Source organism: Arthrobacter sp. 8AJ, assembly GCF_902506025.1.
Lineage (GTDB): Bacteria > Actinomycetota > Actinomycetes > Actinomycetales > Micrococcaceae > Arthrobacter.
Genome location: NZ_LR733289.1, coordinates 3031486 through 3045230, shown reverse-complemented (window position 1 = coordinate 3045230; position 13745 = coordinate 3031486). Strand labels below are relative to the sequence as shown.

Annotated in this window: 16 protein-coding genes; 10 read left to right on the top strand and 6 right to left on the bottom strand. The window is 67.4% G+C overall.

Annotated features, from left to right (window positions below; translation table 11 throughout):
- The 4 genes from BACI349Y_RS14090 to BACI349Y_RS14075 all read left to right on the top strand — a co-directional run.
- A partial coding sequence (locus BACI349Y_RS14090; RefSeq protein WP_236560839.1) for a hypothetical protein occupies positions 1–551 on the top strand: 551 nt, incomplete at its 5' end.
- Between the two features lie 45 nt (positions 552–596).
- The gene (locus BACI349Y_RS14085; RefSeq protein ID WP_159632637.1) at positions 597–1238 is read left to right on the top strand and encodes a class I SAM-dependent methyltransferase; all 642 of its coding nucleotides are present in this window, start codon (positions 597–599) and stop codon (positions 1236–1238) included.
- A gap of 70 nt (positions 1239–1308) precedes the next feature.
- Positions 1309–4035, top strand: a complete 2727-nt coding sequence (gene mgtA, locus BACI349Y_RS14080) for a magnesium-translocating P-type ATPase (RefSeq protein WP_159632636.1) — start codon at positions 1309–1311, stop codon at positions 4033–4035.
- Between the two features lie 116 nt (positions 4036–4151).
- A complete protein-coding gene (locus tag BACI349Y_RS14075) occupies positions 4152–5831 on the top strand; it encodes a GAF domain-containing sensor histidine kinase (RefSeq protein ID WP_159635699.1) in 1680 nt (559 codons plus the stop codon).
- Positions 5832–5905: 74 nt separating this feature from the next.
- Here the strand turns inward: BACI349Y_RS14075 and BACI349Y_RS14070 are convergent, their stop codons facing one another.
- From BACI349Y_RS14070 to BACI349Y_RS14060, 3 genes are all read right to left on the bottom strand, one after another.
- Entirely contained in the window at positions 5906–6592 is a 687-nt protein-coding gene (locus BACI349Y_RS14070; RefSeq protein ID WP_159632635.1) for a response regulator, read from the bottom strand.
- A gap of 91 nt (positions 6593–6683) precedes the next feature.
- Entirely contained in the window at positions 6684–6998 is a 315-nt protein-coding gene (locus BACI349Y_RS14065; protein ID WP_159632634.1) for a hypothetical protein, read from the bottom strand.
- A gap of 33 nt (positions 6999–7031) precedes the next feature.
- Positions 7032–7571 (bottom strand): hypothetical protein, encoded by a 540-nt coding sequence (locus BACI349Y_RS14060; RefSeq protein WP_159632633.1) that lies wholly within the window; start codon positions 7569–7571, stop codon positions 7032–7034.
- A gap of 319 nt (positions 7572–7890) precedes the next feature.
- On the opposite strand from BACI349Y_RS14060, the gene BACI349Y_RS14055 reads away from it, so the two are divergent.
- A complete protein-coding gene (locus BACI349Y_RS14055; protein ID WP_159632632.1) occupies positions 7891–8592 on the top strand; it encodes a hypothetical protein in 702 nt (233 codons plus the stop codon).
- Here the strand turns inward: BACI349Y_RS14055 and BACI349Y_RS14050 are convergent.
- The 3 genes from BACI349Y_RS14050 to BACI349Y_RS14040 are packed head-to-tail and all read right to left on the bottom strand — an operon-like array spanning position 8519 to position 10515.
- Positions 8519–9298 carry a hypothetical protein gene (locus tag BACI349Y_RS14050; RefSeq protein ID WP_268891567.1) on the bottom strand — a complete coding sequence of 260 codons (780 nt, stop codon included), beginning with the start codon at positions 9296–9298 and terminating at the stop codon, positions 8519–8521. The genes BACI349Y_RS14055 and BACI349Y_RS14050 overlap by 74 nt on opposite strands.
- Complete coding sequence (locus BACI349Y_RS14045; protein ID WP_159632631.1) at positions 9299–10063, bottom strand: alpha/beta fold hydrolase; 765 nt, start codon at positions 10061–10063, stop codon at positions 9299–9301.
- 41 nt (positions 10064–10104) lie between these two features.
- Entirely contained in the window at positions 10105–10515 is a 411-nt protein-coding gene (locus tag BACI349Y_RS14040; protein ID WP_159632630.1) for a TfoX/Sxy family protein, read from the bottom strand.
- A 233-nt stretch (positions 10516–10748) separates the two neighbouring features.
- Here BACI349Y_RS14040 and BACI349Y_RS14035 point away from each other — a divergent pair, with 233 nt between their 5' ends.
- The 5 genes from BACI349Y_RS14035 to BACI349Y_RS14015 all read left to right on the top strand — a co-directional run bounded on the left by BACI349Y_RS14035 (position 10749) and on the right by BACI349Y_RS14015 (position 13622).
- The gene (locus BACI349Y_RS14035) at positions 10749–11237 is read left to right on the top strand and encodes a hypothetical protein (protein ID WP_236560837.1); all 489 of its coding nucleotides are present in this window, start codon (positions 10749–10751) and stop codon (positions 11235–11237) included.
- A 10-nt stretch (positions 11238–11247) separates the two neighbouring features.
- Positions 11248–12474 carry an NRAMP family divalent metal transporter gene (locus BACI349Y_RS14030; RefSeq protein WP_159632628.1) on the top strand — a complete coding sequence of 409 codons (1227 nt, stop codon included), beginning with the start codon at positions 11248–11250 and terminating at the stop codon, positions 12472–12474.
- Complete coding sequence (locus BACI349Y_RS14025; protein ID WP_159632627.1) at positions 12471–12881, top strand: hypothetical protein; 411 nt, start codon at positions 12471–12473, stop codon at positions 12879–12881. Before BACI349Y_RS14030 ends, BACI349Y_RS14025 begins: the two co-directional genes overlap by 4 nt.
- Positions 12868–13215: a PRC-barrel domain-containing protein gene (locus BACI349Y_RS14020; RefSeq protein WP_159632626.1), complete on the top strand. Its 348-nt coding sequence runs from the start codon at positions 12868–12870 to the stop codon at positions 13213–13215. The genes BACI349Y_RS14025 and BACI349Y_RS14020 overlap by 14 nt, the downstream gene beginning before the upstream one ends.
- 203 nt (positions 13216–13418) lie before the next feature.
- The gene (locus tag BACI349Y_RS14015; RefSeq protein WP_015936345.1) at positions 13419–13622 is read left to right on the top strand and encodes a cold-shock protein; all 204 of its coding nucleotides are present in this window, start codon (positions 13419–13421) and stop codon (positions 13620–13622) included.
- Positions 13623–13745: the final 123 nt, after the last annotated feature.

Sequence of the window (13745 nt, the reverse complement as noted above, 5' to 3'; positions counted from 1 at the left end):
CCATGACGGCGACCCCGACGACGCCGGGCAGCACCTCAGCCGCGCCCACCACCCCAGGTGCCGCGCCGCCGTCGTCCGCCCCGGCAAGCCCGCCGCCCACGCGCGAACCAACGCAGGAACCCGCCCCTACCGGCCTTCCCGAGCAGATGGGGCCGCTGACCGTCTACTACGTGGCGGTAGGCGACAACGGCGTCTCGGGGCCCAGGATCGGGTGTGGTGACAGCCTGGTGGCCACCACCACGGCACCCGTCCGCTTCACGGACCAGGTGGGCCCCAGCGTGGGGACCCTGCTGGCGAATAAGAGCCGGGATGTGGGCCTGTCCGGACTGGTCAACGTCCTGTACCAGTCGAACCTGACCTACCTTGGCGGCGAGCTGAACGGCAGCACCATCACCATCTGGCTCTCCGGGCAGTTCATGCTGGGCGGCGTCTGCGACATCCCGCGGGCCAAGGCGCAGCTGGAATACACGGCCATGGCCGCCTCCGGCGCCACGGACGCGCAGGTGTTCGTCAACGGCCGGCCAATAGACGAAGTGCTGAGCCTTAAGTAGTTGTGAAGGGTGGCTTGCAGAGAGCATCCCCGAGGAGGCAACCGCATGGACCGCCTGCAACACCCGCTTTTCGCCCGGGCCTTCGCACGCGCCGTCGCCGGCATGGACCGCCGCGGGGCCGCAGAGCACCGCCGCCGCATCGTGGCCGGGCTGCAGGGAACTGTGGTCGAAATCGGCGCAGGGGCGGGATCGTCTTTTCCGCTGTACCCGCCTGCCGTCACTCATGTCCTCGCCCTGGAGCCCGATGACTATCTCAGAAGCGTGGCGGAGAAAGCAGCAGCATCGGCCAGTGTGCCGGTCACCGTTGTGGCCGGCGCCGCGGAGCACATTCCCGCCCCTTCCGGAAGCGTGGACGCCGTGGTGGCAAGTTTGGTCCTCTGCAGCGTCTGGGACCAGGCCACCGCCCTCGCGGAGATCCGCCGCGTGCTCAAGCCCGGCGGAACCCTGGCCTACTACGAGCACGTCCGGTCCGCCCATGCGGTCCTGGCCAGGGCCGAAGACGTGCTGACCCCGGTCTGGGGACGGTTCATGGGCGGCTGCCATCTCAACCGGGACACCCTTGCCGCCATCACCGCGGCGGGATTCACAGTCCAGGACAACCAACGCTTCGATTTTGCCGTTGCGCGGTTCAACCCGCCCATGGCCCACATCCTGGGAACCGCCATCAGCCCCGGGGCGCCTGATTGAACCGGCCCCGCCGTCGTACCCTTGCCTTAGGTTAAAACCACGAAGCCCACGCGTTCCGAACGGATCCGGCATGACAGACGTGAACGTCCAGGAGCGCAGCTCCCTCCAGCTGGCCATCACCGACGCCGCGAGCCTGACGGCGGAGCAGACGCTGGCGCGCCTGGGTTCCGGGCCTGGCGGCCTCACCGGGGAGGAAGCGGCCGCCCGCCTCCAGCAGCTGGGCCCCAACGCGGTCCGCACGCACCGCGCCAACGCCTGGGCTGTACTGGGCAGACAGTTTGCCAGCCCCATCCTCATTCTCCTGATCGTCACCGCCGGGTTGTCCCTCTTCCTTGGCGACGCCACCAACTCCATCGTCATCGGTGTGATCCTGCTGGCCAGCGTAGGCCTCGGCTTCACCAACGAGTACCGTGCGGAGCGGGCATCCGAAGCCCTGCACGACCGCGTAACGCACAGGGCCGTGGTGCTCCGCGACGGAACCACCGGTGAAGTGGACGTGACCGCCCTGGTGCCGGGCGACGTCGTCCATCTCTCCCTGGGTGCCATCATCCCGGCGGACATCCGGCTCCTGACCACCAACAGTCTTCTCTGCGATGAAAGCATCCTCACCGGGGAGTCCCAGCCTGCGGCCAAGGAAGTTGCTCCCGTTTCCGCCGGTTCAGCATTGGGCGACCTCGCCTCCTGCGTGTTCATGGGCACGGTGGTCCAGTCCGGCGGCTGCACCGGGGTGGTGGTGGCCACCGGCGGCCGGGCCGAATTCGGGCGCATCGCACTCGGGCTGGGCGAGAGGCAGCCGCAGACCGAGTTCCAGCTGGGACTCAAGCGGTTCTCCTTCCTGCTGCTGCAGGTAGCCATGGTGCTCACCTCGCTGATCTTCGTGGCCAACCTGCTGCTGCAACGTCCGCTCATTGAATCCCTGCTGTTCTCGCTGGCAATTGCCGTCGGCATCACCCCTAAGTTGCTCCCGGCCGTGGTCAGCACATCCTTGGCCACCGGCACCCGGCAGCTGGCCAAGCGCAAGGTGCTGGTCAAACGCCTGGTATGCATCGAGGACCTGGGGGACATGGACATCCTGGTCACGGACAAGACCGGCACCCTGACGGAGGGCAGGATCAGCTTCACCGGTGCGCTGCCAGCCGCCCCGGAGACGTCCGACGACGGCCTGCTCACCTTGGGCCTGCTGGCCACCGAGACCGATTATGCGGAGGCCAAGAATTCGCCGGCCGGGCAGAACCCGCTGGACGCCGCCCTCTGGGACAGCCCCGGGGCGTCCGGTTTCGATCCGGGGCGCTTCGAGCGGGTGGACCTGATCGGCTTTGACCACCAGCGCCGCCGCACCACCGTGCTGGTCCGGGAGCTCGCCGGCCCTGCGAAGCTGGTCACCAAGGGCGCCCCGGAGGACATCCTGGCCCTCTGCGGACCCACCCCGGCCGCCGTGCAGGCACTGCTGGACCAACAGTTCGACGCCGGCTCCCGGGTGGTTGCCGTGGCCACCCGCCCGGCCGCGGGGCTGGAAAGGCTGGCGCCGGCGGACGAGCGGAACCTGACCCTGGCCGGTTTCCTCGTCTTCCTGGACCGGCCCAAGGCCAACGCCCGGCAGTCCCTGGACCGCCTTGAGGCACTGGGGATTTCGGTGAAGATCGCCACCGGGGATAACGCCAAAGTTGCGGAGAAGGTCTGCGCGGACCTGGACGTGATTTCCGGCGGCACGCTCAACGGCTCCCAGGTTGAGGCGATGTCCGACGCCGACCTCGCCGCCGCCGTGCGGACGGCCACGATCTTCGCGCGCGTTTCGCCCGAACAAAAGGCGCGCATCATCGGCCTGCTGCGCCTCAGCGGCGGCTCCGTGGGCTTCATGGGCGACGGCGTCAACGACGCCCTGGCACTTCACAAGGCGGACATCGGCATTTCCGTGGACACCGCAACGGACGTGGCCAAAGACGCGGCCGACGTCGTGCTGCTGGACAAGGACCTGGGCGTGCTGGCGGACGGCGTGATGGAGGGCCGGCGGATCTTCGCCAACACCATCAAGTACGTGCTGATGGGCACGTCCAGCAATTTCGGCAACATGTTCAGCGCGGCGGTGGCCTCCGTGGTGCTGAGTTTCCTGCCCATGCTGCCGGGCCAGATCCTGCTGAACAACCTGCTGTACGACTCCGGGCAGTTGGCCATTCCGGGGGACCGGGTGGACAAGGAACAGCTGCGGGCGCCGTCGCACTGGGACATCGCGTTCATCCGGCGGTTCATGCTGCTGTTCGGGCCGATCAGTTCGCTGTTCGACTTCGCGACGTTCGGGCTGATGCTGTTCGTGTTCACTGCAGCGCCGGGGGAGTTCCGGGCCGGCTGGTTCATCGAATCCATCGCCACCCAGACGCTGATCATCTTCGCCATCCGCACCCGGCGGGTCCCCTTTCTGCGGAGCCGGCCCTCAGCGGGCCTCATCGCTGCCTCGCTGGGAGTTGTGGCCCTCGGCATCTTCCTGCCGCTGTCACCTGCGGCCGCAGTTCTGGGCTTCGACCCCTTGCCGGTGCCGTTCTTCCTGGCCCTGCTGGGCATGGTGGTGGTGTATCTGGTGCTGGTGGAGGCTGCCAAACAATGGTTCTTCGCACGCGACGCCCAGCAGCTGCCGGCCCTGCCGCCGCCCGTCCGGCGCCGGAAGGATACGCACCACATCTCCCGGCGGGCATTCCGGTTCAGCATCCCCGTCAAGGTGCCCCCTCACCCGGTCCCTGCGTCCCGCAGAAACCTGTTGAAGGGCCGAAGGGCACAGCGGGGGACGACTGTCCGTAACCTTTAGGGCGCGCAGTGCCGAGGGTTGTTAGCATGGTGAAAAGAGACGCTGGGGGCTTTCCAAAAACGGATCCGGGGTGATGCAGCCCGCCGTGGATGCGTTCGATTTCGGAGCGTTTTTACATGTGGCGTGAACCAATTAGGCGGCGGACCCGGGAACTCCTACGGGAGTTTGTAGAGCGGGCGGATGATCTTGTCCGGGCACAGGAACATGTCGAGGGGCTGCTCGGCGCAGTGGTCTCCATGACAGAGGACCTGAGCCTGGAAGCAGTACTGGACCGGCTGGTGCAGTCGGCGTGCGAACTGGTGGGGGCACGGTACGGGGCCCTGGGTGTCATCGGCGACGACCAGCAGCTCAGCCACTTCATCACCGTGGGCATCGATGAAGAGGGTGCCCGGGTCATCGGTGACCTGCCCACCGGCCATGGCGTGCTTGGCGAGCTGATCCGGGAACCCAAGCCGTTGCGGCTCCACGATTTGGGCGAGCATCCAATAGCGGTGGGGTTTCCTTCCAACCATCCGCCCATGAGCACCTTCCTGGGCGTCCCGGTCCGGGTCCGGAACGAGGTCTTCGGGAACCTGTACCTGACGGAGAAGATCGGTGACCAGGATTTCACCGGTGAGGACGAGGACCTCGCTGTCGCCCTGGCGGCGGCCGCCGGGGTGGCCATCCAGAACGCGAAGTTGTTTGATGACACCAGGCGGCGCCAGCGCTGGCTGGAAGCGGGCATGGAAGTCAGCGACCGCCTCAAGGACCAGCCACGCTCCGACACGGAGAACCTGGACATGATCGCTGAACGCGCCCTAAACGCCTCGGCTTCCGTCCTGGCCCTGATCGCCTCAGTGGGGCCGGACGGAATCATCAGGTGCCGGACCTCGGTGGGTGCCCAGTCGATGCCAGGCGGCCAGGAAATGCCTGCTGCCGCCGTCCTGTCAGAAGTCCTGGAAACGGGGGAGTCCAAGGTCCTGGCCGACCCGCTCCTGGTGTTCGATCCGACGTCTGCCGAGAAGTTGGGGCCGGTCCTGGTGGCTGCCCTGGGCAGCAACAGCGACGGCCACCGCGACAGCGTCCTGGTCCTGGCCAGGGCTGTTGGCGGAGCACGGTATACGGAAGTGGACGTTGAGCAAAGCGCCGTATTTGCGTCCCGGATAGGCCTGACGCTGGACCTGCTCAAGGCGAACCAGTTGCGGGAAGAGCACGCCCTGTTCATTGACCGGGAACGGATTGCGGCGGACCTGCACGACCTGGTGATCCAGCGGCTCTTCGCTGCCGGACTGAGCATCCAGGGCCTGCGCCGCTACACCGCGGATCCGCCTGCCCACGAGCGGCGCATTGCCGGGATCACAGCAGAACTGGATGACTGCATCCATCAGCTCCGGGACACCATCTACTCCCTGCAGGCCCGGGAGCCCGATAAGGAACTACTGAGCGGACGCGTGTTGCGCGCTGTCCAGGAGGCCGCAAACGCTTCCGGTTTCCTCCCCCGGATCCAGTTTTCCGGGCCGGTGGACGATGCGGTAGACGACGACGTCGCCGCACAGTTGCTCCCGGTACTCCACGAAAGCGTCAGCAACGCCGTCAGGCATTCGGGATCAGAGGACATCGCCATCCTGCTCGCCGTCCAGGATGGCGACGTGGTCCTCACAGTCCGGGATACCGGGCGCGGATTCAACGATCCGCAACGGGTCAGCGGGTTGACCAACATGAAGAACCGGGCCACCCGTCTGGGCGGGGAATGCATCATCGACAGCGTCCCGGGCAAGGGCACGAGTGTGACATGGAGGGCGCCCGCTGCCGGCTGAGCGGGTTACTGGACCGTGGCCGGCTCAAAATGGTGCCTGCTCACGATGGTTCCGGGGTGGCGGTCAGGGGGCGGTCAGTGCAGCAGCTCCCACGCTCGGGGGATGGGAGCGGGAATCAGGTGGCCCCGCCGCCGGAAGCCCAGTTTATGGAGCACAGAAGACACGTGGGTGGCCACGGCGGCGTCCGGCAGCACCATCTCCTGCCCGATCTGGGGGTTGGTCAGTCCGCGGGCCATGAGGGCGAGTACATTCCGTTCCGTCCGCGTCATGGCCTTCAGCCAAGGGGCTGAAGCGGTGGCGTACAGGCTCTCGGCCACCCGCTCCCTGACGCCGGGGCCGATGGGGGAAATGCCGGCGGCCGTGCTGCGGATGCAGTTGATCAACGCATCGCTGTCTCCGATTCGCTTGAGCACGTAGCCAGAAGCGCCCGCCAGGACCGCTGCCCGTACGGCGTGCTGTTCGTCCCAGCCGGTAAGGATCAGGCAACGCACCTCAGGAGCGGTGGAGCGCAGGTCGCGGCACACCTCGATGCCCGTGCCGTCCGGGAGCCTGTCATCCAGCACCACGATGTCCGGCTGCAGGACGTGGATCAGGCGCCGGGCTTCTGCAGCGGATCCGCTTTCGCCAACTACATCGAAGCCAAAGTGTTCGAGCAGGTCGCCAAGGCCTTTCCGGACCATTTCATGGTCAGTGAGGATGAAGACCCGGAGGGGCAGGATGGCGGACCAAGACTCGTCGGGGGGTGCTGCAGGTGTATTCATGAAGACGCTCTCATCAACTCGATGCCCTCCCCGGCTGCCCTTTCCCCTGCAGCCGCCCCTCCGGGAGGAACTTCATTAAATTATCGGGCACTTAGGGCCAGTCAATTCCCAGCGCCGTCCCGGAGGAAGCCGGAACCTCCCGGGGGACGCTGCAGACGGCGCAGATGGTGCTGTGCTCGGGCCCCGCTACCCATTCATGGAACTCCTCCAGCCGGTATTCATACCGCCCCCCGAGATTCTGGAGCCGGTTCAGGGCCACGCTGGCAGTTTCCCACGAACCCCAGCGGCCCACCACCCCTCCGCTGTCCTTGGAAATGACATTGCATCCGCCGTGTCCGAGCTCGGCGGCGTGGTCCAGGCCGCCTGGCGGTTCGTTGCCGGCGTGTACGGCCTTGTACTCGTCCATGGTTGCCAATGTTCCATACCTCCCTGCCCAGGCTCAGGCGGCCTGCTGCTGCGGCCGGGTGAGGAAAACCTCCAGCGACTGGAGCGTGGCGACTGCGTCCTGGAAGGCGGGGTTGCGGTGCGGATGCAGCCGGTGCAGCAGGCCTCCGTTGTATTGGAGGCGGCGGCGTGCGGTGCTGACGGCGCGGACAGCGTGGTGGGGATCTTCAGGACGGCGCGGCAGGACGCTGTTCAGGCACTGGATCGAAGCAAGGGCGACGGCCAGGACGTTGGCATCCATTTGCTGGCCCGCTGCACGGTGCTGCCGCAGCTGGACGGCGAAACCGTCCCAGATTTCCCGTGCGGCCGCCCGGGCCACCTCGGTCCTGGCCCCGTTAGCGGAGAGTCCCCGGTCCAGGAACTCCTTGTACAGGGCGTCGAACCGGTCGGCCTGCTCTTCGGCCTTCTCCGTAGCGTCACGGTCCGGAGCAGATGCCGGGACGAAATTGGACGGGTGGAGGAGCATCGCCCGCCGGCGCGCGGCGTCCGCCTGCGACAGGGGAGCGGGACGGAAGGTGAGGATGTCAGCGGACATGTCGGCCCTTTCAAAATCCAGCCAGCTGGGTGCGGCTGCACGCCGGCGGGCATCCTTGACGGTGCCTCCGGCGGAAAGTCACTGGGGGTTTCACGGTGGAAAGCCGCTCCGGCCTCGCAATGTGAGGACCCGGACGGTGCCTTTACAAGGATGCCAATCCTCCCGGGCCCGCTATAGGGCTGAAGGTCCCGTCCTGGACGCGGGCCACCGGCGGTCACCGGGGCCGGGGGCTTTGTGCCCTGTTTCAGGCTCCGAGGCCGCCCTAGCCTGAAACAAACAGGGCGGTGTAAGGCCGCCTGCCGGATCCGGGAGGCACACGGTGAAATCGGCAAACGCAAGCATCATCGCAGGCGTGATCCTCATTGCCCTGGGCGGCCTGTTGCTCCTGGACCGGCTGGGCGTCATCGACACTGCTGCGTTCGTGGCGCCGCTGATCTTCGCGGCCGTGGGGGTGCTGTTCCTGTCCCTGTTCATCCGGCGCCGGGAGAGCTGGTGGGCGGCCATCCCCGGGTCCGTGTTCCTGGGCCTGGCAGCTGTTGTCATCGCCACCGAGCTCACCGGAGGCGCCTGGGGCGCGGCCTTCCTGTTCCTCTTCATGGGTGCCGGGTTCGGGGCCGTGTTCGTGCGGGAACCGGGCAATTGGTGGGCGCTGATACCTTCCGGCGTCATGTTTACGCTGGCGGTCATCGTGGGCCTCCCGCAGGAACTGCAGGGTACGCCCACGGCAGCCGTCCTCTTCCTGGGCCTGGCGGCCACCTTCGGCGTGCTTTCCCTGGTCCCGGTCCGCGTTGATGAGGCCGGCAACCGCAGGGAACGGATGAAATGGCCGTTGATTCCGGCGGGCATCCTTGCCGTCATGGGCCTGATCTTCGTGCTGCAGGCCATGGCCGTGCTGATCCCGGTGGATTTCGCCTTCCCTGCAGTAATGATCGTGGCCGGCATCGCCCTCATGGTCTACGCCTACCTTGCCCACCGCGACGGCCGGCAGAGGGCCCACGGTCCCGGCCCGCGGGCAGGCTGACCCGGCACGCTGCGACCGCCAGCCACAGTTCGGCGCGGCCGATGGCTGCCACCAGGGGCAACTGGTCGGCGCGGCCCAGGTAGATCCTGGCTACGGCGTACATGCCGAGGGGGAAGATCACGCTCCACAGGCCCGGCTCGTAGGACAACGGCACGCGGTGGAGCACGTGGCGCCACCAGCCGGCGGCGGGGAGCACCGGGAAGAGCCACGAGGCGAAGGACCAGAACACCACGGAGGCGCCGGCCACCAGCCCGCGCGTTGCATCCACCATGGGCGCGCCTGCCATCTCCACGGTCCGTGCGCCAATTCCGGCGTCCACGGCACGACGTAGCCGAGCACCACCCAGGCGAGCACCGCGACCGCGAGCAGCACCGCCGTCGCGCCCTGCCATCCCGCCATGCCAAGGCGCGTCCCCAGCAGCGTTTGTTCCGGCGATGAACGTGAAGAAGCCGAACGCCCGCCCGGGATCCATGAAGTCGCTGCGCATGTCGGCGGCGAACCTGGCCAGGCGGAACAGGCTGGGGACAAGAATCAGGAGGTAGGAGAGGGCGCACACCACCAGCAGCGCCATGGACAGTGCGTGGAAGCCCTCAAGCACGGGCCCCACGGAGATGATGCCGCTGCCCATGGTGAGCGCGAAGTAGCCGGGAGTGAGCGTCCGTCCGCGGGGTTCCGCAGAAACAGAGGAAAAGGTCCCAGCCGCCAGCTACGACGCTGCCTGTGCCCGTGCCCAGTGCGCCCCCAGCAGCGCGGCAACCCGCTCCGGCTCCGCACGGTGCGGCGGGTCGAAATGGTGCCGGCGGGGAAACACCTCCAGCCGGAAATCAGGGAAGACTCGGGACAGGCGCCCAGCGTTGTCCCCCTGCTCATCCGGGCTGCTCATGCCGCCCAGCACAAAGAGCACCGGCTTTTCGAAGGCCGCCAGCCGGCCGCGGTCCAGGCCGTAGGTGTTGAACGCATGCAGGAAGGCGCTGATCCCGGCCGGGCGCTTGGCCATCCACGGCGGCGGGGGACCCGGCGGCGGAGGCGGCAGGACGGCGTCGGGCTTCACCTGCAGCCTCATGAAGGCGGCCATGAATTCCTCCTGCGGCAGGTCGCGCAGTTCTCCGTACCGGTGCCACAGCCGCGTGTGCTCCGGGCTCCAGTCCCAGGTGCCTGCCCAGGCCGGTTCAAGCAGGGCCAGGCTCAGCAGCCGTTCCGGGTTCCGGGCCGTGAGCGCCAGGGCCGCTGCGCCACCACCGGAATACCCCAGCAGGTGGAAGGTATCCCAGCCGCGGGCGTCCGCCTCGCGGAGCACGCCGTCCGCTTCGGTATCCAGGCTCCAGTCCGGCGGGGGAGCATCGCCCGCGTAGAGCTCAAGGTCCTTGGCCACGGCATCAACCGTGCCATCCAGTGCCGCCAGCAACGCGCCGTATGCGGGGCCGGCGGGGAGGACGCTGCCGGGCAGGAGGATGACCCGGAACGGTTCCATGGCTGGGGCTCCTTCCGACGGTACGCCAGGGGCGGACACGGTTACTTCGCCGCCGCTCCGCGTGCCCCGGCTTTGGTGGCCCGGCCCTTCGGCTCCTTGGCTTCCTTGGGCGGCAGGGTGGCGACGTAAGCCAGCGCCTTTTCGGCCCATGCCCGCGCCCGGGTGTCGTCGCCGTCGCCCTCTTCATTCCACACTTCAGGCAGCCCGGTGTAGCCACCCATGGGCCTGTCCGCCGGCCCGAACGGGACGGTCCGTTCTGATGACTCCAGCAGCTCCGCGTCCTCCCGGGAGAGCTTCACCCCGATGGTGGACCCGAACAGTCCCGCGAACATGTTGCCGTTGATGAACGCGCCGAGATTGCCGAACATCGGCTTCACCACAACTCCGGGATGGCTGGGGACCACGCGGCGGAACCGCTCTTTTTCTTCCTCGGTTGCCTTGGGCATTTCCATGGCGTCACCTCCCGGTGGCAGGGTTTTTCCGCAGGTCTGGATGCAGGATATGCCCGTTGGGTGCCGCCGTCGAGGGCTGGCCGCCACCCCTGGGCAGCAGGCAAGAATTCCGCCCCTGAGCAGGTCAAACTTCCCGCGCCGGTGCTATACCTGACCATAGGCAACTACTTTGTGGCTGCCTTGGGAAGGGCGAATTCCGAGGATCCGGGGGCTTCCCCGGAGGGTTGGAGGCGATGGTGCTGACAACTCCAGGGCCGGGCCCCGCCGGACGCAGCACGCGGACGGGCCGGAAGCACCTGGGCGGACTGGTCCTCGCCGCGCTCGCCCTGCTCACCGGCTGCAGCGGAGGCACCAGCCAGTCGGTGTCCACGGCCCTCAAAGACAGTTCCTCCGCCGTCGCCACCGCCCGCATAGCGCTCCGCCAGGACATGGACGGGAAACTGACCCGTGCCGCAGCCTCCACCACGCTTGACGATGAGCTCAAGGAGATCCAGACCAGCCGGAGCACCGTCCTGAAGCTCTCCCCGGCCACGCAGGAGGAGCGCGACACCCAGAAGCAGGCGCTGGACGTGCTGGACCAGTGCGCCGCCGGCTTTGCCACGGCACGCGCCGCGTTGGCAGCGAACGACGGCGGCACCCCCTCCGTGTCCGACGGGGACAAGGCGCTCGCCGACGCGCAGGACGCCCTCAAACAGCTCGAAGGCAAGGTGGGGTCCCCATGAAGGCTGAACCGTGAAGCGGCTCCTCGGCGTCGCGCTCGGGATCCTCACTGCCATCGGCGGGTTTGTGGACATCGGGGACTTGGTGACCAACGCCGTCGTCGGATCCCGCTTTGGCCTGTCCCTGGTGTGGATGGTGGCTGTGGGCGTGGTGGGGATCTGCCTGTTCGCCAACATGTCCGGCCGGGTGGCTGCGGCCTCGGGCCGGGCTACCTTTGAGGTGATCCGCGAACGGCTGGGCGCGCGGGCCGGGCTGGCCAACCTCGCGGCGTCCTTCCTGATCAACCTGATGACCGTGACGGCCGAGATCGGAGGCGTTGCCCTGGCCCTGCAGCTGGCCAGCAGCGTGTGCTACCTGCTGTGGATTCCCGTGGCGGCGCTGGCCGTGTGGCTGGTGGTCTGGCGCGTCAGGTTCACCATCATGGAGAACGTCACGGGCCTGCTGGGGCTGACCCTGATCATCTTTGCGGTGGCACTGTTCCTGCTGAAGCCGGACTGGGGCATGCTGGCCGGGCAGCTGGGGCCCGCTGTGCCGGAACAGGAAACGGTGTGGACGTACAGCTACTACGCCATCGCCCTGTTCGGCGCGGCCATGACCCCGTATGAGGTGTTCTTCTTCTCCTCGGGCGCCGTGGAGGAGGGGTGGACGGTTAAGGACCTGCTCCAGGAGCGGATCAACGTCCTGGTGGGATTCCCGCTGGGCGGCCTGCTGTCCGTCGCCATCGCCGCGTGCGCCGCCGTCGTCCTGCTCCCGGCCGGAATCTCGGTGACCTCGCTGTCCCAGGTGGTCCTGCCCGTCGCGGAGGGCGCCGGGAAGGTCGGGTTGGCGCTGGTCCTGGTGGGGATCGTGGCGGCGACGTTCGGTGCGGCGCTGGAAACCACACTCTCCAGCGGCTACACGCTGGCCCAGTTCTTTGGCTGGTCCTGGGGCAAGTTCCGCCGGCCCGCGGAGGCCGCCCGCTTCCACCTGGCCATGATCGTGTGCCTGCTTGTGGGCATCGGGGTCCTGGCTACCGGCGTGGATCCGGTGCTGGTGACCGAATATTCGGTGGTGTTCTCGGCGATCGCCCTGCCCCTGACCTACCTGCCCATCCTCATCGTGGCCAACGACCCCCAGTACATGCGCGAGCATGTCAACGGGAGGGTGGTCAATGTCCTGGGCATGGTCTACCTGGTGATCATCCTGGTGGCCTCCATCGCCGCCATCCCCCTCATGATCGTGACAGGAGCCGGCTCATGACATCCTCGCCCGACCCGCTGCTTCCCGCCCCGCCGGTGGCCGGGCGCGTCCTGGACGCCCAGTTGCACCTGCTGGACCGGCAGGTTCTGGATCACGACGGCGTCCCGGTCACCACCGTCGACGACCTCGAGTTGAGCGGGCCCGCGGTGGACGTGGAGATTGAGCCGGGGACCGCGGCGCCGGTCGTCACTGCATTGCTGACGGGGCCGGTGCTGGGGACGCGCATCTTTGGCGGCAGGCCGCCGTCGTCCCGGCTGATCCGCATCCCGTGGAAGGACGTGGCCGAGGTGGGTGTGGTGCTGGGGCTTGGCATCGGTGGTGAGCGGCTGGACGCGGGCTGGGTGGAGCGGTGGGTCCGGGACAAGATCATTGCGCGCATTCCGGGAGGCCGCCATGATCCTCGGTGACCTGCTGGGGACCCCCGTCCATGATGCCGACGGCGGGAGGCTGGGCCGGGTGGCAGACGTCAGGTTTGTCCTGGACGGCACCCCGCAGCAGCTGATGGCGGAGCCGCGCGTGCTGGGGCTGGTCATCGGCCCGCACAGCACGGCCTCCTTCATGGGCTACGACCGGAACGGCCTCACGCGGCCCCGGCTGGTGGCCAGGATCCTCCGCTGGCGGCACCGCGGGTCCTTCCTGGTGCTGTGGGAGGACATCGCCATGGTGGGCCCGCGCTCGGTCCGGCTCCGGCCCGGGTTCACCCGCTACAGCGCGGCGCTGCAGAAGGCTGCGAACGGATAGGGCGGAGTTGAAGAGACCCGCAATTAGGCGTGCGGCGGATCTCCTGTAGTGTTGACCCTGTTGTTGTGTTTATGCAGTTGGTAGTTCAGGCAGTACGCACGGTCGAAAGTCCGTGTTCTTCTGAAGTAGCGGTTTTTGAACACCCCACGCCGGAGGGCCCGAAAGTCGGGACGTTCCCTCCACCTTCACGAAGGACAAAAATAATGGCTACTGGTACCGTCAAATGGTTTAACGCTGAAAAGGGCTTCGGCTTCATCTCCCCGGACGACTCCTCGCAGGACGTTTTCGCGCACTACTCCGCGATCAACTCCTCCGGCTTCCGCTCCCTCGAAGAGAACCAGAAGGTTTCCTTCGACACCGAGCAGGGCCCCAAGGGTCCCCAGGCCACCAACATCCAGGCTCTCTAATTTCCTAGGGATCCGGGACCGTTAGGTTTCAAAAGCAGGGCTTGCCGTTTCACGGCAAGCCCTGCTTTTTTGTTAACCCGCGCCTTTCGTGGTCCGCTCCCAGGCCCTCGGTTTTTCCTCCTC